The sequence below is a fragment of the Paenibacillus sp. HJGM_3 genome (assembly GCF_045062745.1).
In the GTDB taxonomy this organism is placed as follows: Bacteria; Bacillota; Bacilli; order Paenibacillales; family NBRC-103111; genus Paenibacillus_AA.
Map to the genome: position 1 here is coordinate 25,730 of NZ_JBJGED010000044.1, position 22,475 is coordinate 48,204.

General features: G+C 55.1%; 16 protein-coding genes. 11 read left to right on the forward strand and 5 right to left on the reverse strand.

The window, feature by feature from the left end:
- Positions 1 to 3: 3 nt before the first annotated feature.
- Positions 4 to 648 (reverse strand): transcriptional regulator, encoded by a 645-nt coding sequence (locus ACI5FR_RS31680; protein ID WP_405462026.1) that lies wholly within the window; start codon positions 646 to 648, stop codon positions 4 to 6.
- Between the two features lie 339 nt (positions 649 to 987).
- Between ACI5FR_RS31680 and ACI5FR_RS31685 the strand changes: the two genes are divergently transcribed.
- From ACI5FR_RS31685 to ACI5FR_RS31710, 6 genes are all read left to right on the forward strand, one after another.
- The gene (locus ACI5FR_RS31685) at positions 988 to 1,956 is read left to right on the forward strand and encodes an ABC transporter permease (protein WP_405462029.1); all 969 of its coding nucleotides are present in this window, start codon (positions 988 to 990) and stop codon (positions 1,954 to 1,956) included.
- A gap of 2 nt (positions 1,957 to 1,958) precedes the next feature.
- Positions 1,959 to 2,831 carry a carbohydrate ABC transporter permease gene (locus tag ACI5FR_RS31690; RefSeq protein WP_405462032.1) on the forward strand — a complete coding sequence of 291 codons (873 nt, stop codon included), beginning with the start codon at positions 1,959 to 1,961 and terminating at the stop codon, positions 2,829 to 2,831.
- Between the two features lie 86 nt (positions 2,832 to 2,917).
- Positions 2,918 to 4,507 (forward strand): extracellular solute-binding protein, encoded by a 1,590-nt coding sequence (locus ACI5FR_RS31695; protein ID WP_405462034.1) that lies wholly within the window; start codon positions 2,918 to 2,920, stop codon positions 4,505 to 4,507.
- A 199-nt stretch (positions 4,508 to 4,706) separates the two neighbouring features.
- Positions 4,707 to 8,270, forward strand: coding sequence for an OmpL47-type beta-barrel domain-containing protein (locus tag ACI5FR_RS31700; RefSeq protein ID WP_405462036.1), 3,564 nt, complete (start codon positions 4,707 to 4,709; stop codon positions 8,268 to 8,270).
- Between the two features lie 59 nt (positions 8,271 to 8,329).
- Positions 8,330 to 10,678, forward strand: a complete 2,349-nt coding sequence (locus ACI5FR_RS31705) for a helix-turn-helix domain-containing protein (protein WP_405462039.1) — start codon at positions 8,330 to 8,332, stop codon at positions 10,676 to 10,678.
- Complete coding sequence (locus ACI5FR_RS31710; RefSeq protein ID WP_405462041.1) at positions 10,675 to 12,399, forward strand: hypothetical protein; 1,725 nt, start codon at positions 10,675 to 10,677, stop codon at positions 12,397 to 12,399. The genes ACI5FR_RS31705 and ACI5FR_RS31710 overlap by 4 nt, the downstream gene beginning before the upstream one ends.
- Positions 12,400 to 12,514: 115 nt before the next feature.
- Here the strand turns inward: ACI5FR_RS31710 and ACI5FR_RS31715 are convergent, their stop codons facing one another.
- Both ACI5FR_RS31715 and ACI5FR_RS31720 read right to left on the reverse strand, forming a co-directional pair.
- On the reverse strand, positions 12,515 to 13,879 hold the full coding sequence (locus ACI5FR_RS31715; protein ID WP_405462044.1) for an extracellular solute-binding protein: 1,365 nt from the start codon (positions 13,877 to 13,879) through the stop codon (positions 12,515 to 12,517).
- 102 nt (positions 13,880 to 13,981) lie between these two features.
- Entirely contained in the window at positions 13,982 to 14,425 is a 444-nt protein-coding gene (locus ACI5FR_RS31720) for a DoxX family protein (protein ID WP_405462047.1), read from the reverse strand.
- Between the two features lie 285 nt (positions 14,426 to 14,710).
- On the opposite strand from ACI5FR_RS31720, the gene ACI5FR_RS31725 reads away from it, so the two are divergent.
- From ACI5FR_RS31725 to ACI5FR_RS31740, 4 genes are all read left to right on the forward strand, one after another.
- Positions 14,711 to 15,697 carry a hydroxyacid dehydrogenase gene (locus tag ACI5FR_RS31725; protein WP_405462050.1) on the forward strand — a complete coding sequence of 329 codons (987 nt, stop codon included), beginning with the start codon at positions 14,711 to 14,713 and terminating at the stop codon, positions 15,695 to 15,697.
- 71 nt (positions 15,698 to 15,768) lie between these two features.
- On the forward strand, positions 15,769 to 16,722 hold the full coding sequence (locus tag ACI5FR_RS31730) for an aldose 1-epimerase (protein WP_405462053.1): 954 nt from the start codon (positions 15,769 to 15,771) through the stop codon (positions 16,720 to 16,722).
- Between the two features lie 264 nt (positions 16,723 to 16,986).
- Positions 16,987 to 18,633: an MDR family MFS transporter gene (locus ACI5FR_RS31735; RefSeq protein WP_405462056.1), complete on the forward strand. Its 1,647-nt coding sequence runs from the start codon at positions 16,987 to 16,989 to the stop codon at positions 18,631 to 18,633.
- A 166-nt stretch (positions 18,634 to 18,799) separates the two neighbouring features.
- On the forward strand, positions 18,800 to 19,390 hold the full coding sequence (locus ACI5FR_RS31740; protein WP_405462059.1) for a hypothetical protein: 591 nt from the start codon (positions 18,800 to 18,802) through the stop codon (positions 19,388 to 19,390).
- A gap of 244 nt (positions 19,391 to 19,634) precedes the next feature.
- On the opposite strand, the gene ACI5FR_RS31745 is transcribed toward ACI5FR_RS31740, so the two are convergent.
- Together ACI5FR_RS31745 and ACI5FR_RS31750 are read right to left on the reverse strand one after the other, a co-directional pair.
- Entirely contained in the window at positions 19,635 to 20,300 is a 666-nt protein-coding gene (locus ACI5FR_RS31745; protein ID WP_405462060.1) for a DNA-binding response regulator, read from the reverse strand.
- A gap of 280 nt (positions 20,301 to 20,580) precedes the next feature.
- Positions 20,581 to 21,000, reverse strand: a complete 420-nt coding sequence (locus tag ACI5FR_RS31750) for a MarR family winged helix-turn-helix transcriptional regulator (protein WP_405462062.1) — start codon at positions 20,998 to 21,000, stop codon at positions 20,581 to 20,583.
- A gap of 219 nt (positions 21,001 to 21,219) precedes the next feature.
- Here ACI5FR_RS31750 and ACI5FR_RS31755 point away from each other — a divergent pair, with 219 nt between their 5' ends.
- Positions 21,220 to 22,458: an MFS transporter gene (locus ACI5FR_RS31755; protein ID WP_405462064.1), complete on the forward strand. Its 1,239-nt coding sequence runs from the start codon at positions 21,220 to 21,222 to the stop codon at positions 22,456 to 22,458.
- Positions 22,459 to 22,475: the final 17 nt, after the last annotated feature.

A 22,475-nucleotide genomic window follows, 5' to 3' on the forward strand; every position in this document is an offset into this window, starting at 1 on the left:
CTCCTAAAAGTTAATTCTATATGTTCGTGCCCGTTCGTTCCCGCTAGCGACGGAAAGCAACTGATTGTCCACAAGACGATGCAGAATGGTCCGAGCATGTTTGGTGCTTATGCGCAGATGGGCCGCGGTTTCAGCGGCATCGAGCGGTCGGAGCATGCGGCGTGCCAACCGAATCGTCTCCGCTTCGAGCCATGATAAATGCTCTGGCGTTTGAATCGATAGAAACTTGCCGACGAACGACAGGATGAGTTGCTGGCACAGTTTGGGGTCGTCGATGAGAGAGGGATATGCGAAATGCATCACGACCCAATTGTCCAGAGCCAGCAGGCTATGGCGTAAGCAAAGGTCCTTGAAGCGTGACACTTCGATGTCGCGTGCATGAGAACCATACCCTTGAACTTCAATCGCCCCTTTGGCTTCGGCCGGCAAAAAGGCGTGATCAATATATCGGTACCCATTGTTCAGATCGCGAACCTCCCATTCCGGGAATAAATGCTCGAAATGTCCAACGGTCGGATACCAGCCGATTCGAAGAAAATCGATGTTTCCCTTACCCAGCCCCCGCTCTAAGCGTTCTCGCCTCCTGACGTTTTTCTCTCCAGTAATCTGCTTATGCATAAATTGTTCAAAAGCTTGATTGAACTTCATGCCTCCACGCTCCTTGATCAATTAGAATACAAAAGCCGCCCACCCAAGGTACGGTGCAGAGATCTGCCCGGTTCACAAGGGTGGACGGCGTATGCTTTACGACGTCAACGTAATTCAGTTCTTGTAGTGAGTATACCGCATGCGTTGACATCCCTCAATATCTAATTCAAACATCCCAAAACAAAAAAAGCACACAATCACAAAAATTGCAGGGCCCCGTTAACGGGAAAAGAAGCGCCTCACAAAAAGTGAAGATTTGCCCCACGCGGAGCTTCTGCTACCTTCATCTCAGGCGGTCCAACACACCGCCGAGAACAGACGAACGATAGGAGGGGGCCCATGGAATCGACAGCCAGGCCGCAGGACGTACAGGCGGCCGCAGGGGCCGGAACGCGCAAGCCCATATCCGCCTGGCGGAGACGCTTAAGCCGGGACAAGTATTTGTACATGCTGCTGTTGCCGGTAGCGATCTATTTCTTGCTCTTCAAGTACGGACCGTTATTCGGCGAGATCATCGCCTTCAAGAACTATCGGTTGATGGAAGGCATCTGGGGCAGCCCGTGGGTCGGTTTCGACCAATTCCGCAAGCTGTTCACAAGCCGCGATTTCCTCGAGATTCTCCGGAACACACTGCTGTTGAACGTGTACGGCCTCGTCTTCGCCTTTCCCGTGCCGATCATCCTGGCGCTTATGCTGAACGAGCTGCGCTCGGAATGGTACAAGCGCGTGCTGCAGAACTTCCTCTACATCCCGCACTTCATGTCGTGGATCGTGCTCGGCAGCATCGTCATCGCCATCCTGTCCCCCAGCACCGGCGTCGTGAACAGCGTCCTGAAGCTGCTCGGCTTCGAGCCGGTTTACTTCATGGCCAGCACGTTCTGGTGGCCGATCTCGTTCGTGGGCTCGAGCATATGGCGCGAGGCGGGATTCGGCACGATTCTGTACTTGGCGGCGATGGCGTCCATCGACCCGAGCTTATATGAAGCGGCCGCGATCGACGGAGCGAACAAGTGGAGGCAGATGTGGCACGTGACGCTGCCGGGCATCCGCAGCACGGTCGCGATCCTGCTCGTCCTGCAGATGGGCCGGATGATGGACGTCGGCTTCGAGCACGTGTTCGCGCTGCAGAACTCGGCGGTCGGCAGCGTCTCCGAGGTCATCAGCACGTACGTCTACAAGCGGGGGATCGTCGGACTCCAATACAGCTACACGACGGCGCTCGGACTGTTCCAATCGGTCGTCTCGCTTGTGCTGGTCGTCATGGTCAACCGGCTCATCCGGGCGATGGGCGAAAGGGGGTTGTGGTAGGCATGGTGCAAGCCTCCCGATGGTTTCGCTGGCTCAACGCCATTTTACTGGCCGTATACGCCTGCGCCACGCTATTCCCGTTCATCAACATCCTCGCCGTCTCCATGAGCGGCAGCCGGGCGATCAATGCCGGCGAGGTGTCGCTGTGGCCCGTCGATTTCACGTGGGACGCATACCACAATTTGCTGGCCGACGGGCAGCTGCTCGTCTCGATGAAGAACACCGTGATCATCACGGTCGTCGGCACCGCGCTCAACATGCTGTTCACCGTTATGGCCGCTTATCCGCTCTCGAAGCGCCGGTTGAAGGGCCGCAATACGATGCTTATGGCTGTTCTATTCACGATGCTGTTCGGCGGGGGACTTATCCCGCACTTCCTGCTCGTCAGCTCGCTCGGACTCGTCAACTCCTATTGGGGACTTTGGCTGCCGGCACTGATCAGCGTATACAACATGTTCGTGTTGAAATCGTTTTTCGAAGGGTTGCCGGAGGAGCTGGAGGAATCCGCTGCGATCGACGGGGCGAAAGACTTGACGATCCTGTGGAGAATCGTATTGCCCCTATCGCTGCCCGTCATCGCCGCCCTGACATTGTTCTATGCCGTCGGCTGGTGGAACTCTTACTTCAATGTGCTGATTTACATCAAGAGCACGGACAAATTGTCCGTCACCGTCAAGCTGTACCAGATGCTGCAGAACGTCGGCCAGGATCTGCTCAGCACGACGAACGCCGAAGGCGTGACGCAGACGACGATTACTCCGGAGGGCGTTCGGGCAGCGGCGATCATAATCGCGATCCTACCGATCTTATGCGTCTATCCGTTTTTGCAAAAGCATTTTGTCAAAGGGGTCCTGATGGGATCCGTGAAAGGCTAAACTAGCTTTTCCGCATCGGAAGTTCATAAGAGCCTTGCGGCCTTGTGATAGATTAGGTTATTTTTGATATAATGAGGAGGAGTCACATGAAATCGAAAGTCAAATGGAGCACCTCGTTGGTGGCCGCCGGATTAGCCGCCGCAGTAGCGTTGTCCGGATGCTCGAAGGACCCGACCACCCCTGGGGCCAGCACAAGTCCTAGCGGGCAGCAGGAGGACAAGTACGACAAATTGCCGAAGGACGTAAGTGTCTCCATGTTCGATCGGGGGCAGGTATCCAGCGATGAGGGCACATACGAAGAGAACCGCTGGGTGAAATGGATACGCGAGCAGTCCGGCATCAACCTGAAGGTTGTTCCCGTTCCTCGGAATCAGGCGCAGGATAAGCTGAACGTGCTGATCGCATCCCAGCAGGCGCCCGATCTCCTCTGGGAATTCGACCGCAATTACATTGGGAATCTCGTAACGCAGGGCGTCATTCAACCGATCGACGAATACATCGACAAATACAGTACGGTTTATAAAAAATATTTGCAGGCAAACCCCGACCTGAAGCAGTATACGACATTTGACGGCAAAACATATGCCCTCACGACCCGCAGAACCGTCAGCACGGTGGCGAATCACGGAATGTGGATCCGTCAGGACTGGCTCGACAAGCTGGGCTTGAAAGCGCCTACAACCACGGAGGAGTTCATCGCGGTCGCCCAGGCGTTCAAGGATCGAGATCCGGACGGCAACGGGAAGGCGGACACGGTCCCGATCATCGGCTATACGACGGGAGACGTGTACAACGCGCTGCATGGGGTGACATGGGTCGATTGGTTCTTGGAGAACGGCAAGATGAAATTCGGCCCTACGCTGGACCGCTATGGCGATTCACTGGCGTTGGAGAAGAAAATCTACGACCTTGGGTTGGCGGATAAAGAATATTTTACGGACAAAGACAACTCACGGGCGAAACAGCTGTGGACGACGGGGAAAGCCGGCATCTGCATGTGTCAATGGGGCGGCACGACCTCGACGATGAACCGCGACTTGCTGCAGAACGATTCGAAGGCGCAGCCGGTTGCGCTGGAGCCTTTCTCCACGAAATACGGCAAATATGGGTTGTATCAGGAAACGCCGGCCAATATCTATGTGACGTTCAACAAAAATATGAAAAATCCGAAGGCGGCCATGCAATATCTCGATTGGATGATGGAGAAAGGCTGGTTCGCGCTGACTAACGGTGTTGAAGGCACCCACTACAAGCTCGTGAACGGGATCCCGCAAAAATTGGATGCGGATAAAGTGAAGAAGGAAGTCAGCTATGCCGCGGAATATGCGGTCCTAAAGCCGATGGAAGAGAAGCCGGAGGACCTGCTGGTTCGTGCGGCCCAGGATCCGCTCTCCCAACAGCTGGCGAAGCTGGACATGGAATCGCTGAAACTGGCGACGAAGAACAAATTCCGCCGCGACATCCCGTATCAGCCTAACATAATCGAGATTAACGAGCTGAAGGCATCGTTCCTGAAGTCGGTCGACACGATCCGCGCGAAGACGGTGACGCAGAAAGACTACTCGGCGGAGAAGTCACTGGAGGACATCCGCGCCGAGTGGAAGCGTCTGGGCGGCGACAAGGCCGAGCAGCAGGCGCAGGATTGGTACGAGAAGAACAAGGCTAGCTTCAAATAACGGACAGCGAACAGGGGAACAGGGCTTGAGCAATCTTTCAATCCCGCTCGTGGAAACGGACGGTGGTGGTGTTGCTCCTGCTCCTGCTCCTGTTCTTCGTGGTGTCCATGGCTTATAGCGGGTCGTTGTGAACAAGTCCCGATTCCGTTAGCAGGCGCACACATCCAAAACTATCCAGGAAGAAAGAGGAGGTTTCGTGGTGGGAAAGTGGCGTAGTATGGATCGAACTCGTGGTTTGACATGCTTTCTGGCATTCATGATGATTGCGGTCTTTTTCCCGGCCGGAGGTGTTCATGGTGAAAGTACTTTGCTAAAAACCGGAAATTATTACTTTAGCCATGCGCCGGATGGCGGCAATTCTCCTGACAAAGGCGCAATCGGGCTGGTATCCTCAGTGGGCGGTGTGCTGCTTGACGGATCAACCACCACGTATGCCGGATGGATGGGGACCGGCACAGGGACCCCTGAGACCGTGCAGGTCGCATTCGACCTGTTGAGGGATTACCCGTTGGACCGAATAAACGTCGTGCTAAACTCTCCCAATTCCTTTTGGGGATTTAAAGATCTTACGGTAAAATACCGCGCTGAGGCTGCAACGGACTACGTTATTGCTGCCCAACACACCAGAACACCTGTAATAACCTCAACGAGCCCAAGCACAGACTGGAACTATTCGGTCAACATTCCGATGTCGAACAAAACGGCCCGATTTATTGTCATCGAAATTAAGCGCCCTCATGCCTTTCAGCATATCCCGCTTACCGAAGTTCAAATTTTCAAAGGGACCGGACAGGAAGGCGTGAATCCCGGACCTGCCCTTACTGCAGAGGAAATGGCTCTCGAACTGAAAAAAGACAGCTTATCGGCAGAAAATTTGCTAAAAAAAGGGAATTATTTCTTTAGCTATGCCCCGGATGGCGGCAATTCTCCTGACAAAGGCGCTACCGGACTGGTATCCTCAACGAACGGCGCGCTCCTCGACGGATCAACCGCAACGTATGCCGGATGGCTGGGCAGCTCTAGTGCCCCGGGGACAGTAAAGGTCGTATTTGACTTGTTGAAGGATTACCCGTTGGACCGTATAAACCTCGTGCTGAATTCACCCAATGCGTTTTGGGGATTTAAAGAGTTTACCGTAAAATACCGCCCTGAAGCTTTAACGGACTATTATTATCTTGCTGCTAAACACATCCGAACACCGGGAATCGTCTCAACGAGCCCAAGCACGACCTGGCCCTATTCGGTCAATATCCCGATGTCGAACAAGACGGCCCGATTTATTATCATCGAGATTAAGCGTCCTCATTGCTGTCAGCATATCCCCCTCACCGAAGTTCAAATTTTTAAAGGGACCGGACAGGAGGGTGTGAATCCCGGACCTGCACTGACCGCGGCGGAAATGGCTCTCGAGCTGAAGAAAGACGCCTTGTTGGTAGACAAGTACGGTCAGTTTTATTATGAAACCTGGCCGGGCAAGGTAACCTCCGACGAGCAGCTGCAGCAGGAATATGCGATGGAGTCGAACGCGCTGGAGGATGTTTCGCTTGACCTGACCCAATACGATCCCTATGGCGGGATCAAAAGCGGAGGACAATACACCGGCACCGGTTATTTCAGACTCCAGCAAATCGATAACAAATGGTGGTTTATTACCCCGGACGGGTATAAATTCATTCTGAAGGGCGTTGACGCCACAAGTATATGGGAATGGGGATACGGAACGCCGCTCAAAAAGGATGACGGCACGCTAAAAAAGGTGTTCGAGGAGCTCCCCGATCCGGTTGCCTATTCGCCCGCCTATGTCAACGATTCCAATGGCGAACGCGTCAGCTTCGTCATCGCCAACGTGATGAGAAAATATGGCGGCGACTTTGAGCGGAAATGGGAGGCTATAACCAAAAAACGTCTGATCGATTGGGGCTTTAACGCATTCAGCAAATGGACCAAGCCTACCAATGTTACGTTTCCCTACATTCAGGTCCTGCAAGACCCGATGAATTTAAAAAGGATTCAATGGACATACGATGTGTTCGACCCGCGGAATGAATCCATTATTGAAGCCGCATTGGGTTCACAGCTTGAGAGCGCGAAAAACAGCAAGTGGCTGATCGGGTATACGTACGATAATGAGGCTGGATGGACGACCGATATCGTGAAAGAAGTTCTTACCTATAATTCGACATCTCCGGCAAAGAACGCATTTGTGGATTTCCTTGCACCGCGGTACAACAACGACATTGCCGCCGTCAACCAGCTTCTGGGTACGAACGCCGCATCGTTTGCAGCGCTGAAGGACATTTCGATTAATATTGCCAAGGTGCCCGCTGCGGATATATCGGAATATATCAAGCTGGCTTCCAGAACTTATTTCTCCACCGTCAAGAGTATCATCAGAAAATACGATACCAACCATCTGTTCCTGGGGGTGTCAGTCGTTCCCACTTGGCGGACCGATCTGAATTGGGATTCGGCGGCTATGGAGTTTGTCGATGCGTTTTCCGTTGACAATTACACGAGCGATGCAAGCTGGATTTCCAGATATGAAGGTTTCGGTAAACCGCTGTTGAATTTGGAATATACGTTCAGTACTACCGAACACGGTTTGTCGCCCGTTAATGCGGCTACTACGGTACCAACGACAGCGGATCGAGGATATGCCTTCCAATCGTTCGTGGAAAGTCAAGCCTCCCACCCGTTGTTTGTCGGCTCGGGCTGGTTTTCGTACTACGATCAAGCCGTTCCAGGGCGCAAAGACGGCGAGAATTACAACATAGGCTTGGTAAACCAGCAAGACCAGCCCTATACGGATATGGTCAATATCATGAAGACCGTTAATGCGGGGTTGGAAAATGTACATGCCGCATCAGACAATTCCCGGGGCCCCGAGACTTCGGCACTGTTGACGCCGGCGCAACCGGACGGACAAAATGGCTGGTACGTGAATCCGGTCACGCTGTCCTTACATGCTTCAAATAATCCGTCAAGCATTTTGAAGCCGGTATACAGTCTGGATGGAGGCGTCGCTTGGAAGCCCTATACTTCGCCTTTGACGTTTAATCAAGACGGAAGGTATACCGTTCATTACCACTCGACAGATGAAGTAGGGAACGAAGAAGCGATAAAAACGATCGGCTTTATGGTGGATACGACGGCGCCGACAACCGTAGCCGCCCTAAGTCCGGCAGCGCCTGACGGCAACAACGGATGGTATACATCGGACGTTACGGTAAGCTTGGCGGTTTATGACCCAATATCCGGCGTAGCGAAGACGGAATACCGGGTGAATAACGGGGGTTGGATCGCCTATACCGGTTCGATTCCTGCTTTCGGCGAAGGGAATTATAGGATCGATTATCGCAGTATGGACCAAGCAGGCAATATGGAACAGATTCGAACGGTTGAGTTTAAGATTGACAAAACGGCACCGTTATTAACGGTTGAGCTGGATCGTACATCCATATGGCCGTTAGATCACCAAATGGTCGATATCCAGGCGACACTTCATCCGATCGATGCCGGAGCGGGCGTTGAATCTGTGGTGTTATCCTCGGTTACAAGCAATGAACCGAACAGCGGCCAAGGCGACATAGAAGCCAATATCGGCACATCGGACACCTTGATACGTTTACGCGCCGAAAGATCGGGCACCGGATCGGGACGTATCTATACCATCACGTATACCGTAACCGATAAAGCGGGCCATAAAAAGGATGCTTCGGCGATTGTCACCGTTCCGCATGACAGGGGTGCGGAGAAACAATGAATGCGGCCGAAGAACAAGATTAACTACAAATAACGGACAGCGAACAGGGGGAACAGGACATGGGCATCTTTCAATACCGCTCTACGAAACGAACGGTGGTGGTGTTGCTCTTGCTTCTGTTCCTTGTCGTCTCCATGATCTCCTTCCTCTCCTATTGGGTGGCGACGAATCGGCTCAAGTACGAGACGGTCAACACCCATATGGCGCTGCTCGGCCAGATCGATCACAAGCTGGAGCTGATGCTGCAGACGATCGACAAGGAAACGATCCAGATGCTCGAGAATGACGACGTGAAAAAGTTTTTCGACTACGCGATGAGCGAAGAGGACAGCCGGGACAATATGTATCGGCTCAACAGCTATTTCCGGGGCATCGTCAATTCCGGCGAATTCGTCTATTCCCTTGACATGTATTCCTATGTCCGTAAGCTGCTCTTCTCGGGCAATGCACTGCGTGAGGATCAGGCACCGAGCGATTACGAGTGGATCGGCTCGTTCGAGAAGGAGGACAAGTATTCGAGCTGGCTCCCGACGCGGAGGCTGACGCTGAGCACGTCGAACTTCCCGATCTACCGCAACGTAGTGACGCTCCTCCGCACGTATCCGCTCATCCATTCTCCGGGCTTCCGGCGCGGCGCGGTCGCGATCAACATCAAGGAGGAAGCGGTGTATCAGCTGCTAACCGACTCCCACAGCCGCACTCTGGGAGACACGTTCATCGCGGATGCGGAAGGACGTATCGTCTCGAGCGCGGACAAGAACAAGCTCGGCCAGAACATGAGCGGCTCGGACGTCATGTCGGCCGTGCTGAAGGGCCAGCAGGAAGGGAACTTCCGCGCTACGATCGGCGGGGAGCCGAGCTCGGTGTTCTATGTCACCTCGGAGTTCACCGGGTGGAAGATCGTCAATGTCGTGCCCGAGATTCAGCTGAACCGGCCTCTGATCAAGGTGCGCAATGCGCTTATCGTCATCGCGGCGGTGTTGTTCGTGGCGGCTGGCGTCAGCGCGGTTCTGCTCGGGCTATGGACGTTCAACCCGCTCAACCGGTTCGTCGCGAACGTGTCCAAGAAGCTGAAAACGCACCCGCTGTACGCAGGGACCGAGTGGAAGCCGGGCACCGAATTCACGAACTTCGAGAACGTCGTGCAGCATATTCTGACCGACAGCGAGCAGCTGCAGAGGCAGATCAAGGAGAGCAAGCCGATCATGAAATGGCGGCTCCTGACCGAGATTCTGACCAATTACCCGGTGCAGAACCGGAATATCGGGCAGTACATGGACTTGGTCGGGGTGCAGCTGTACCCGCACTACTTCATCGTCATGAGCGCGGAGTTCGACCGGAAATCGGAGATCCGATCCGCCCGCGATCTGCACCTGTACGCCTATGCGCTGTGCAACGTGGCCGAGGAGCTGATCAACGCCGAGTGCAAAGGCGCGGCGATGGAGTGGGAAGACGGCCAGTGCGCGATCATCCTGAGCTTCGACGACGAGGATGTGGAGCAGCACGCCATCCGTGCCGTTGCGGTAGCCGAGATGCTGAAGAACTTCGTCCAGGAGCACTTCAAGAAGACGATTACGATCGGCATCGGCAGCGAAGTGCGGGAGCTGCGGGACGTCCCCGTCTCACACAAGATGTCGCAGGAGGCGCTCAAGTACAAGCTCGTCATGGGCATGGGCACGATCATCGCCGCCGACGACCTGCGGGGATACCATTCCGGGCAATTCCACCGGCTATTCGCCTACACCGACACGATCGTCGATTCGATCAAGGTGCTCGACGAGGAGAAGCTGCATCAGCAGCTGCACCGCTGGTTCGAGCAGCTGGCGTCGCTCGGCGTGCCGCCGGACATCATTCGGCAGCTGATCGTGCAGCTGCTCATGAAGGCCGCGGTTCTGGCCGGCGAGCTCGGCGTAGCGCAGGAGGACTTGATCCCGGCGGAGAACGTGCAGGAAGCATTGGAGCAGCACGACAGCCTGGAGCTGCTTCGAGAGTTCGTAGAGGGGACGCTCGCCAGATTCATTGCCGGCATTCGCCACCGCCGCCACCATCATGAGAAGAACGACGCGATCGAGCAGGTGATGCGCTACATTCAGCTGAACTACGGCAACAGCGAGCTGTCCCTGAACGCGCTGTCCGATGAGTTTCGAATGAGCGTGTCCCACCTGAGCAAAATGTTCAAGGATTACACGGGTGGCAATTTCATCGACTATCTGATGGAAATCCGGATCGAAAAGTCGAAGGAGCGGCTGGCGGAAACGAGCGACAAGGTTCGGGACATCGCCGAATCCGTCGGTTACACGAATGTCAACAGCTTCACCCGCATATTCAAAAAATTTACCGGCCTGACGCCCAGCGAATATAGAGACCGGGAATGGGACAGGCGCGGAGAGGATCGGGAGGCATTATGAGCAACGGGAGTCACTGGTTCCCTTATTTTCTAAAACGTGTCGAGGAGCTGCATGCGGACTATAACCCGGAATGGCGGCTGCTGCGCCGGCCGTTCCGCAGTCCGGGCTATCACACGGCGATCCGCAAGGCCGACTACGTGCACCCGACCAGGGAAGCGTTGGTCTATGCAGTAGCCTTATTGGATATGGGCGACGAATCCTACCGGGAGCGCGCCTTTCACCTCATCGAGCGGATCGTGTCGCTCCAGGATACGGATCCGTCGTCGCCTACTTTCGGCATCTGGTCGTGGTTCTATGAGGAGCCGCTGGAGAAGATGTCGCCGCCGGACTGGAATTGGGCGGACTTCAATGGGAAGCAGCTCCTGCTCGCCGTCATCCGGTATGCGGACTTGTTCCCGGCGGAGCTGCTCGCGCAGACGAAGCAAGCGATCTGCAATAGCTGCGACGCGATTATTAAGCGCAATGTCGGCCCGGACTACACCAACATCGCCATCATGGGCGCGTTCGTCACGCTTCTCGCGGGGGAGACCCTCGGCATCGAGCGGTATCGGCAATACGGCCTGGACCGGCTGGACCGGTTCTACCGCTACACCCTGGAACGCGGCGCGTTCAACGAGTACAACAGCCCGACATATGCGATCATCGCGGTCGAGGAGCTGTCGAGCATCGCGACCGAGACTTCGGAACCGCGCGCTAGGGTGCAGGTGGCAGAGCTGCTCGACATCGCCTGGCGCATGATCGCGGTACATTATCATCCGCCGACCGGGCAATGGTCCGGGCCGCAGAGCCGCGCGTACGATTCGCTCTTAACGCCCGAACGGCTTACCTTTCTGCAGATGGCGTGCGGTGACCGGGTTTCGTTCCTGCCTGAGGAGGGGTATGTATACGGACTCACATGGTACGGGAACGAGATCGTTTGTCCGGAGAAGTACATCCCGTATTTCACCGGTGAGCCGGATCGAGAATGGGTGCAAGGGCTCGGCTCTGCAGGGGCCGGCCGGGAACGCCGAGCGAGCACGTATATGAACGGCCGACTGTCGCTAGGCACGTTCAACTCCAATATCATGTGGAACCAGTGCCGGAACTTGCTCGGATACATGGTGAACGACAACGGGGCGGCCTATGTGCACCTTCGCGTGCTCCATGACGGGTACGATTACTCGTCGGCCGTGTTCTCGGGCGTGCAGCGGCAGAGTACGGTCCTCTGCGGCATCACCTTCGCGACCGACGCCGGCGGGACACACCCGAATCTGGACCAAGTCCATGGCCGCATTGACGCGAGCGACCTGCGGATTCGGTTCGAGCTGGGCGGCTGCCTGGACGGCGCGCAGGTGTCGACGGAGGACGCGGGTGTGTCGCTGCGATTGGGAGACCAAACGCTCAAAGTCAAGACGGTGTATGGAGAATTCGACGGGTGCCCCGTCACGGAGTGGGAATCGTCGAGGGAAGGCGATAAGCTGTGCCTCGATCTGGTCTTGTACCGGGGCGAGCCGCGATTGTTGGACTTTCACCGGATCGAGTCGGCCTGTATCGTAATCGCCTTCGAGGCGGACGGGTCAAGACGTGCCTGGCAGACGGAGGTGCAGAAGCAGGATGCCGGCGTAAGCGGTAAGCTGCTGCTTGGCGAAGGCGGGGTGTTGGAGCTGGATGCGCCGCTGAAGCCCGACACGCTGGAGAAGCTGCTGTGGCACAACGCGCCGATGACCGGGGCGTCGAATTAACCGGGTATGGATATGGATCGGCCGGGTGAGGGAAATCCTCTCCCGGCCTTTTTGTGCGGGTATGAACTTTGTTAAACAATGTGTTATTCCTTACAAAAGGGGAAGCTTCTGACATTCACAACTTCTCCTCCAGCCGATTCAGAATCGTCTCCAGGCTGTCGAGCTTGGAGATGTAGTACATTAGCTCCTGCCGGATCATCGCCAGCTCGTCCGGCGACAGGTTCAGGTCGGCATACGTGCGGAACGTATGCACGATCTCCCGGTACATGTGGTACCGGTACGGGCGCTTCACGACCTCCTCGCCGACCCATTCGGCCGCTCGCTTGAGGCTGGGGAGGTTAAGCGTGTGCTTGCGGATGTGCAGCTGCGTCTCGTACGAGAGCAGGTAGTCGACGAATTGCTTCGCGGCGGCCTTACGCGGCGACATTTTGTTAATCGCCAGCCCGATGATGACCAGCATCGTGCGGCTGTTGTCCATATGCGGCAGCGGCGCGATATCGTAATGGAACTCAGCCAGCTTCAGCTCGTTCAAGTTCGAGTACGTCGCCATGATCATGGAGGCGCGTTCGTGCAAGAACATCGACACCACATCGGCATCATTTTCTGTACTCAAGTTGGGGAATTGCTCTTGGGCTATCGTGTTCAACATCTCGAACGCTTCTTTAACCTTCGGATCATGCAGGTCGTAGCGGCCGTCTTCGCCTCGTAGGAACTTCACCCCGTTCTGGAGCAGGAAGACGGGCCACCGGTTATCGGAGAGCAAGTGGATCAGGAAGCCCAGCCTCTCATTCCCTTTCTTAAGCTTATGCGCCGTCTCGCGGAGGTCGTCCCACCTCCACCCGCTGTGCGGCTCCGACAAACCCAGCTCGCTGAAATGTTCCTTATTGTAGCACAGCATAACCGGCGTAAAAACGAATGGCATCACGTATTGTCGTCCGCCCATTAGAAAAGGCGCATTCAGGAACGGATATAGCTCAGGATGCGGATCGAACGGCTCCAGGATGCTCTTCTCCGGGGTATCCGGCCGCATATATTCGTAGTTGTACAGATTGACGGTAATGACGTCGAACAAACCTTCCTGCAAATAAGTTTCGATCGCGTCGTGCCGCCGAGGGAACCCAACCGGGTAAGGCTCCACCTGGATATCGGACTGCGTCTCATTGAAGCGATTGACGAGCTCGAGCAGTTGCGTTTCTCGGTCCAGCGAAGGGTAGTACCCGAACCGGATGATCTCCCCGGTTTTCTCCTTCTTTCGGATAATACGCGCGCCGATGCGAGGCACCTTCTCGATGAAGCCGTCCGCCACGAGCACGTCGAGCCCTTTGCGTACCGTGTTTTTGCTAAGTGTGTACTGCGCCCCGAGTTCCAGCTCAGACGGCAGGAAATCCCCTTCCGACCGAACCCCGGTCAAGATGTCTTGCTTGAGCGTAGCGACCATATGTTCCAGACGGCTTCGCGAGGCAGCCCTCTTCGGTTTCATTAGCTTCGATCCTCCATCACATCTTCCAGCATTCCTAGCAACTTTTGATTCAAAGTATACTATAGACTCCGTTTCAAGTCATGTTTCGTTCCTAACGCTCGGTTAGCCGAACCAGCCAGCCATTAGCACGGCTGCGAGAAATACGAGCTGCAGGACGGTCCGGACCGCCAATCCCGGGACCGGTCTGCCGCCGATTGTGAGCCGTTGCCGGGCGGCCCATACATTGGCGGGGAACATGGCGATCAGCAGCACCGCCAGGCAGACGGAAGCGGCTCGAGTAGTGAGGGGCAGCACAAGGCCAATAGCTCCGGCAAGCTCCAACCACCCTGTGACCGATACGAGCAAGTCCGGCTTTGGGAATACGGGGGGAACCATCCGAATCAAGTCCGGCCTGCGCTTGCCCCAGTGAGCCGATGCCGTAAGGAGCAGCATGACGGCGACCGCCCATTGGAGCGGGTGCTGCCATCCGTCGTAATAGGACCAGCCAAGCAGGCTGCAGCCTTTGAACACTAGAAAAGAAACGATGAGCACGTAAAAGGGAAGCATAATGTTTCCTCCTTTGATTGCGATTAATACCCTCATTATACAAACAGACCATCGGTATGTAAATAAATAAATGGGAAAGAATGAATAACCCGTGAGCGACGATTGACGAGAATGGAGGACGTCCAAGGAAACATGAAAATATGAATTGACAGCTCATTTTAACGTTATTAGAATCTAAAGTATACCAAGATATATTTTTTTATTTTTCTGGTTCACTTTGATTGGAATTGTGCGAAGGATTCGGCAGGTATTATGACAAATTAACGGACTAGGAGTGTGTACATTTTGAACATTGCCATTCTGCAAGCGAAACAACAGCGGGAAAAAGTATTCAAGGATGTTCACCTAAACCAGCTGCGCAAACACGGAAACGTCGTGCTGAACGATTCCGGCGTCTGTACCGACGAGCAAATGAAGCGTACTATAGCCGGGGCGGACATCGCGATCACCTCCTGGGGGGTGCAGCCGCTCACTCGAGAAGTGCTCGACTGCGCTCCGGATCTGAAGCTCGTTGTCCACGCAGCCGGCACGGTCAAGCCGATCGTGACTCCGGTGTTGTGGGAGCGCGGCATCCGGGTGACGAACTGTACGGCACCGCTCGGCCGGGGCGTGGCCGAGACTGCGCTCGGCTTCACGATCTCAGCGCTGAAGAACATGTGGCGGCTGACCCAAAGTTCGCGTGAGGGAAAATGGGGTACAAACGATCGTAACGTCCGCGAGCTGTACGGCATCACGATCGGCGTAATCAGCGGCGGCCGCGCCGGTGCGCATTACATCAAGCTGCTGCAGGCCTTCGAGGTCGACGTCCTTCTGTATGATCCATTCATCTCGGCAGAGCAGGCGGCGCAGTTGGGTGCGAGGAAGACGGAGCTCGATGAGCTGCTCGTCTTATCCGACGTCATCTCGATTCATGCCCCTTCGATTCCCGAGACGGACGGGATGTTCAACGCGGAGAGGTTGAAGCGAATGAAGGACGATTGCATCCTCATCAATACCGCCCGCGGCTCGATCATCGATGAGGAGGCCTTGATCGCCGAGCTGAGCCAAGGCCGGCTGTTCGCCTGCCTCGACGTGACGAATCCCGAGCCGCCTCGGGCCGATCATCCGTTCCGGACGCTGCCGAATGTCATCTTGACCCCGCATCTGGCGGGTGCCGTGAACAATGGGCTTCAGCGAGTGGCGCAATATGCGGTCGACGAGTTGGAGCGATACTTGAACGGGGCCAAGATGGAGGGTGAAGTGCGAGCGGAGCAGCTGAATATGTTCGCGTAAATCGTTTCTTTCCTATATGTTTCCTTCTATACTAGGTAAGGAAGCAGATCAATGGGATGGGAGCGTAGACATTGAAACGATATGAGGTAAGCGTGCAGCAAGCGGAAGGGTATGAGACGTTCGTCCTGTCGGATCGGGCTACGAACGCCGAGGCTCGGATCGTTCCGGCGCTCGGCAACAATGTTTATTCCTTCTCCGTTAACGGGGAGCAGCTGCTGCTCGTTCCCCCCAGCCTGGCGGAATTGAAGGAGAAGCCGAGCCGGTTCGGCGTTCCGATTCTGTTCCCGCCGAACCGGACGGCCTATGGCACATTCAGCTATGAGGGCCGTACTTACACATTCCCTCCGAACAACGACGCTCATTACATTCACGGCGAATTGTGCAGGCGTTGCTGGGCGGCGGAGTCGAGCCAGGCGAATGAAACGGAAGGAGCCAGCCTGGTGTCCGTATTCCGGTTCGCCGATCATCCCGATATCATCCGTGCGTTTCCGCATCCTTATACTTTTCGGTTGACGTATCGGCTGGCGGAGGGCCGGCTCGAGCTTGAGGGCGAAGTCCATAACGGCGGGACGGAGAAGGCTCCTTTCGGTCTTGGTTTCCATCCGTACTTCAGCAGTACTGAGGATGCGACCGTAGTCGTCCCCGCGAACACGGAATATGCCGTGCAGGACACATTCGTAGCCGGGCTTCCCGCGGTAACCGGACTCAGCGCCGCGTACCGCACCGGGGTTCCGGCGCGCGAGATCGAACCGTCCGGCTACAAGCTGTTCCGCATGGAGGACGGCGTCAACCGTTCGGAGATTCGCCTTCCGGCCTCGGGAACGACGATCGTCTATGAGACGGACGCCGCGTTTCCGTTCATGGTCGTGTTCAAGCCGCATTGGGGGGCTTCCATTTCCCTCGAGCCTTATTCGATCGTGACAGACGGCTTCAACTTGCCCTGGCCGGCCGAAGTTACCGGCGTACGGGGTGTCGATGGGGGCGTTACGGTGCGGTTCCACACTTCTATTTATAAGGAAAGTTAAAAGAAAACAAACGGAGCGATTCCACATTAACCGTCCGGATTTACCGGGCGGTTTTTTCATTTGGAACAATCGGCGGATATGGGCGATTTCTTATAGAAAATGCGGGAAATGCTAAAACTAACTCTCAATTAATCGAGATTTGCAGGGTGTTTTTTCATTTGACAACGATGGTTTAACGAATTATTATTTAACTTGTTTAAAGAAATTAGTGATAAACAAATTACTAATAAGAAAAAAAGATCACATACAAGGAGAGAAACCATCTTGGAAGATTTGTCACACAAACGAAAGCTGACGATTATGGCCGCCATTATCGCGGCTATGTTCTTCGCCGCCATTAACCAGACGATCGTCAGTACGGCGATGCCGCGCATTATCGCGATTCTGGGCGGCATGGAATACTACACTTGGGTTATTACGATTTATATGCTCACGTCGACCATCGCCACCGTCCTCGTCGGAAAGCTGTCGGATATTTATGGACGGAAGCCGTTCATTTTGGCCGGTATCGTCTTTTTCATCATCGGGGCGTTCCTGAGCGGATTCTCTAAGGATATATTCCAGCTGATCACGTACCGCGGGATTCAAGGGATCGGCGCCGGCGTTATTATGGCCTCCGCATTTACGGCCGTAGGGGATTTGTTCGCGCCTCGGGAACGGGGCAAGTGGACCGGGGTGATGATGGCCGTCTTCGGATTCTCGAGTGTGTTGGGTCCGACGTTAGGCGGCTGGCTCGTCGATCATTTTGCATGGAAGTGGATCTTCTGGATTTTCTTGCCGATCGGCGTGGTCGCGTTCTTCATGATCATGTCGCTGTTCCCCAAAGTGGATCGCAAACAATCGGAGAAAATCGACTATCTCGGCTCCGTGCTCCTCAGCTTGATGCTCGTCGCTCTGTTGTTAGCTTTTTCATGGGCCGGCACGAAATATGCGTGGGGCTCGGCACAAATTTTGGGCCTGTTCGCCGCTTCTATCGTCTTGCTGGTACTTTTCGTCATCAGCCAAAAATTCGCGAAGAGTCCGGTGTTGCCGTTGTCTCTGTTCCGCAACGATATTGTTACGATTTCGAACTCCATCGGGTTTATTCTGAACGCGGGCATGATGGGCGCGCTGATCTATCTGCCGTTCTTCGTCCAAGGAGTGGAAGGCATCTCGCCGACTTACTCGGGTTACGTCACGATGCCGATGTCAATCGCGATGGTCGTGCTCAGCACGTTCGCGGGTCGCTGGATTACGAAGACGGGCAAATACAAGAAATACGCCGTTATGGGAATGCCCATCATGATTGCCGGTATGCTGATCATGGCGTTCATGAACAGTGTATGGATGGCTGTCGTGGCGATGATCGTGTTCGGGGTCGGGCTGGGCGTAGGCATGCCGGTGTTCTCGCTTACGGTGCAGAACGCCGTCAGTCCGCAGCAGCTGGGGGTAGCGACGGCCTCCTCGCAGCTGTTCCGTAACCTCGGGGGCACGATCGGGATCGCCGTAATGGGCACGATCATGCAATCCAGCTTGAAATCCAATGTGAAGGAAGCGATGACTTCCGGTGAGGGGATCGACTTGACGAAGCTCGACCCGGACACCGCGGCGCATCTGGCTCCGTTCCAGAATCCGTCGATGCTGCTCGATCAGCCGCGCCTGGAGGAGCTGCATTCCCAGCTGCCGGCGAGCGTGCAGCCGGTCATTACGAAGATGATCGATATGATGCGGGACGCCTTGAGCGCCTCTCTCACGACGGTGTTCCTCTCCGGAGCCGCCCTACTCGTACTGGCGCTAATTCTGGTGTTCTTCCTGCGGGAAATCCCGCTTCGCACGTCGAACAAAATGCCTAGTCCGGACACGGCGAATGAGAACCGTGCATCGGCTTCCGTTGCCGCCGCCGGGGGACCTAATCCGGAACCGGCCAAATAAGGCGAAACGATTGGAGAGTCTGCTCCAGAAGGAAATCTTCTGAGGCAGGCTCTCTTTTTTGCCCATTGCGTGTCCGTCTATTTTGTACTCTACTGGGAAACAAGTCCAATCGGCCTTCTCTTGTTCGAATAAGCTAACTAGTAATTGACAGAGAGGAGGTTGAACAATGTTCAATCAAGGGAATACGAGCAATCGCGGCCAAGCCGGGGCGCAGGGTTGGGGCATGGGGGGCCATCGCAGCCGCGAGATGCATAGCTTAAGTGGCCTGAACCTCAGCAAAAGTCGCGTGGATCGCATTCTTAGCCATCCGGTCTGGAAAAACTGGAATATCTGGAGCGACTGGGGCAGCGTGTGGCAGCATCCCGACCGAGTAGACGGGGCCAGCGGAGAAAACAGTGGCGGACAAAGCGGGGGTACAAGCGGAGGTCATTGCAGCGACGGCACAAGCCAAGGGCAGAGCAGCGGACGCAGCCATGGCACAAGCGCGGGTAAAAGCGCCGGCAAAAGTACGGGCAAAAGTGCGGGCAAAAGCACGGGCAAAAGTGCGGGCAAAAGTGCGGGCAAAAGTGCGGGTAAAAGCGCGGGCAAAAGCGCGGGCAAAAGCGGCAAAAGCGGCAAAAGCCGCAAAAGCGGCAAAAGCGGCAAAAGCGGCAAGAGCGCGGGTAAAAGCGCCCGCAAGAGCCACGGCAAGAGCCACGGCAAGAGCCACGGCAAGAGCCACGGCAAGAGCCACGGCAAGAGCGGCGGACGCGAATAGCCAAGTGTGGCCAAGGGCCGATCGAATCGATCGGCCTTTGTGCGCTTGATGAGATGAGATCATAAGGTGATAGCATCCTCTTATTTTGTGGATGGGGTTCAGTTCGCGAGAAATAGAGTGATGCCACAGTGCTAATGCTCCATAAATTACAAAACACCTTGGAAACGGGAAATATTAGAATACCGTATCACCTTATTTTTCAGCAAAACCCGGTTTGGACGATGAATAGCATTACCCCATCACGTTATGGAAACCATCGCGCTGAGCGGGGTCCCAGCTTATACGTGCGAATCCGGGTTGAACCCGAGTCGGGCGCGAGCAGTTCGAGTTGAACGAGCTGCTGCAGCAAGTCTCGCGCATGTTGACCTTTCACGCCAAGCAGATCGCACACCTCCTGTGGGGTGAAGGGTCTCGACTTATGTAAAGCGTATCTCATAATTTCCCTCAGCTTCAATGGCAGTTGAAGGGGTTCGGGCGGCCCGCCGCCATACAGCTTCCCAAGCACCCGCAACACATCCTGCTGGCATTTCCGCGGGCGTTCCTTAATGGTATCCAGAGAAAAACGATAAATTTGCCAACTATCCAGCATAAGATCATTTTGCCTCTCACGCTCGTACTCGAAGCTTCTTCGGTTTATATGCCGTCCGTGGGTACTGAAATCGTCTACTTCCCAATTAATTTTAAATGGAGGTTGAATAAAGGCAAAATCCAGGTAGTAAAATCCGTTGCGATGATTGATCACTTGAAACTCCGCATGCAGATTGTTAAAATGTCCGACGGCTGGCCACCAGATGGTCTCGGCAAATAAACGCTCAGCGTGAGCGTGGCCCTCCTCGAATCTTCGTAATGCTTCTCCGGACAAGCCCTTCCTCTGGATATTAATCCACTTTTCATATGCTTCCTCGAACATAAGCAATCCTCTCCAATCCGCATAAAATAAAAAAACCGCACCACCCTGTAAAAGGGGGAACGGTGTGCTTCACTCGTCAATTGAAAATCTTTCTAACACTATATCACGATTTGTGTCCGACTGCCATAGACTTGGGCAAAAGGTGTGGTTGAATTTCATAAAATAGTCATTTTGCCCCTGGCTCCGTTGATCGTGCGTACGGATTCCCGTTCAAAGGTTACGGAATACTTCGCCAGACAAGCCATCACGCACGACTCAGGTCTGACCCTCATGGCATTCATCAAAAGGTGCGGTTGAATTTCGTCAGCAGCGCCCCGAATTGTTCGCGCTCTTCCTGCGTCCAGTCTTTCAGCAGCTCCCGCACACGCGTTTGGCGAGCTTGACGCGACACCTCCAGCTCCTGCTCGCCCAGCGGCGTCAGATGCAGCGAATAGGCTCGTCCGTCTAGAGGATCCGGGACGCGATACACATATTGCTTCTGCTCGAGCGCGGCAGCCTGACGGCTGACGGTGGAGATGTCCAGCTGGAATTCTTCGGCGAGCGCCTTAATCCCCGCCGATCCGTGCGCAGAGATCTGGTGGAGCAGCAGGTAAGCGGAGCGGTCCAAGTTTCCGTATTTTCTAACCGTACTGAGGGAAGAAACCCGGCGAGTCAAGATGGCGATTTCCAATTCGATGGTCTCGTAGGATCGATCCTCCATGTACGGGCCTCCTCATCCAAGCGCAGCGGGAATAAGTGTGCTTTATCCGTATTATCGTAGCAAGAATGCTTGGATTAATCAAATCGGATGTGTGGCTTGCCAGCAAAAACGGTATTGACACCGGCTCATCTAGTTGTATAATACAATTATATTTAGTTTCATCATACAACTAGTTTGCAGATAATCGCAATCTGCAGTAGAAGAGGAGTTATTGGCCGCATGTCTTCGATTTCCAGCACTAAAGCTACACCGTCATCATCCGCCACAGCTTCATCGCAGTCGGGCTTGCTCAAGCAGCCAAGAGCCGTATGGGCTGTCGGCTTCGCCTGCATCATCGCCTTCATGGGACTCGGGCTCGTAGACCCGATCTTGCCGGCGATCGCGCATAAGCTGAATGCTTCGCAAAGCGAAGTGACCTTGCTCTTCACCAGCTACAACGCCGTCATGGCCGTAGCGATGCTCGTTACAGGCGCCATCTCTTCCCGGCTCGGAATCAAGGGAACGCTGCTGAGCGGGATCGTGATCATCGCCTTATTCGCCGCACTCGGCGGTTCGTCCAACGGCATCTGGACGCTCATCGGCTTGCGCGGCGGCTGGGGACTCGGCAACGCTCTGTTCGTGGCGACCGCCTTGTCGGCCATCGTCATGATGTCCAAATCCGGCACGGCGAAGGCCATCATCTTATATGAAGCGGCGATCGGTTTGGGGATCTCCGTCGGCCCGCTGCTCGGAGGCGAGCTCGGCTCCATCTCCTGGCGTGGACCTTTCTTTGGAGTAGCGGTCCTAATGGTGGTGGCCTTCATTAGTCTCTCCATCATGATGCCCAAATCGACTGCGCCGAAGTCGGCGCGTCCCAAAACGTCGATTCTCGATCCGTTCCGTGCGCTCAAGCACCGTTCGCTCGTCGTATTCGGCGTCGCCGCTTGCTTGTACAACTTCGGCTTCTTCACCCTGATGGCCTATGCGCCGTTCGTTATGGACTTGAATGAGCGCGGCCTCGGTTACGTATTCCTGGGTTGGGGCGTATTCCTGGCCATCACTTCAGTGTTCATGGCTCCGGTGCTGCAGCGCAGATTCGGCACTGTGAAGTCGATGTGCTGGATGCTGTTCCTGTTCGGGCTCGTCCTGCTCGCGATGGGCATCTGGACATCGACGCAATGGGTCATTATCGCCGCGGTCATCGTGGCCGGCGGACTGCTCGGCAACAACAATACGCTGATCACCACCGGCGTCATGAACGCCGCTCCGGTCGAGCGGTCGACCGCTTCCGCGGCATACAGCTTCTTGCGGTTCATCGGCGGCGCGATCGCCCCTTACACGGCGGGCAAGCTCGCCGATCACTTCAATCACCAAGTCCCGTTCATCGTAGGGGCGGGGTTCGTCATTTTATCCGTCCTCTTCATCTGGATGAACAAGAAGCACATCAACCACGTCGATCAAGTCGAAGCCGGACATTAAGGCACGAAAGCCAAAAA

What these genes read in the sequence shown, in the direction of transcription:
- ACI5FR_RS31680 (WP_405462026.1), bottom strand. Translation starts at nt 648, where the DNA reads ATGAAGTTCAATCAAGCTTTTGAACAATTTATGCATAAGCAGATTACT.
- ACI5FR_RS31685 (WP_405462029.1), top strand. Translation starts at nt 988, where the DNA reads ATGGAATCGACAGCCAGGCCGCAGGACGTACAGGCGGCCGCAGGGGCC.
- ACI5FR_RS31690 (WP_405462032.1), top strand. Translation starts at nt 1,959, where the DNA reads ATGGTGCAAGCCTCCCGATGGTTTCGCTGGCTCAACGCCATTTTACTG.
- ACI5FR_RS31695 (WP_405462034.1), top strand. Translation starts at nt 2,918, where the DNA reads ATGAAATCGAAAGTCAAATGGAGCACCTCGTTGGTGGCCGCCGGATTA.
- ACI5FR_RS31705 (WP_405462039.1), top strand. Translation starts at nt 8,330, where the DNA reads ATGGGCATCTTTCAATACCGCTCTACGAAACGAACGGTGGTGGTGTTG.
- ACI5FR_RS31710 (WP_405462041.1), top strand. Translation starts at nt 10,675, where the DNA reads ATGAGCAACGGGAGTCACTGGTTCCCTTATTTTCTAAAACGTGTCGAG.
- ACI5FR_RS31715 (WP_405462044.1), bottom strand. Translation starts at nt 13,879, where the DNA reads ATGAAACCGAAGAGGGCTGCCTCGCGAAGCCGTCTGGAACATATGGTC.
- ACI5FR_RS31720 (WP_405462047.1), bottom strand. Translation starts at nt 14,425, where the DNA reads ATGCTTCCCTTTTACGTGCTCATCGTTTCTTTTCTAGTGTTCAAAGGC.
- ACI5FR_RS31740 (WP_405462059.1), top strand. Translation starts at nt 18,800, where the DNA reads ATGTTCAATCAAGGGAATACGAGCAATCGCGGCCAAGCCGGGGCGCAG.
- ACI5FR_RS31745 (WP_405462060.1), bottom strand. Translation starts at nt 20,300, where the DNA reads ATGTTCGAGGAAGCATATGAAAAGTGGATTAATATCCAGAGGAAGGGC.
- ACI5FR_RS31750 (WP_405462062.1), bottom strand. Translation starts at nt 21,000, where the DNA reads ATGGAGGATCGATCCTACGAGACCATCGAATTGGAAATCGCCATCTTG.
- ACI5FR_RS31755 (WP_405462064.1), top strand. Translation starts at nt 21,220, where the DNA reads ATGTCTTCGATTTCCAGCACTAAAGCTACACCGTCATCATCCGCCACA.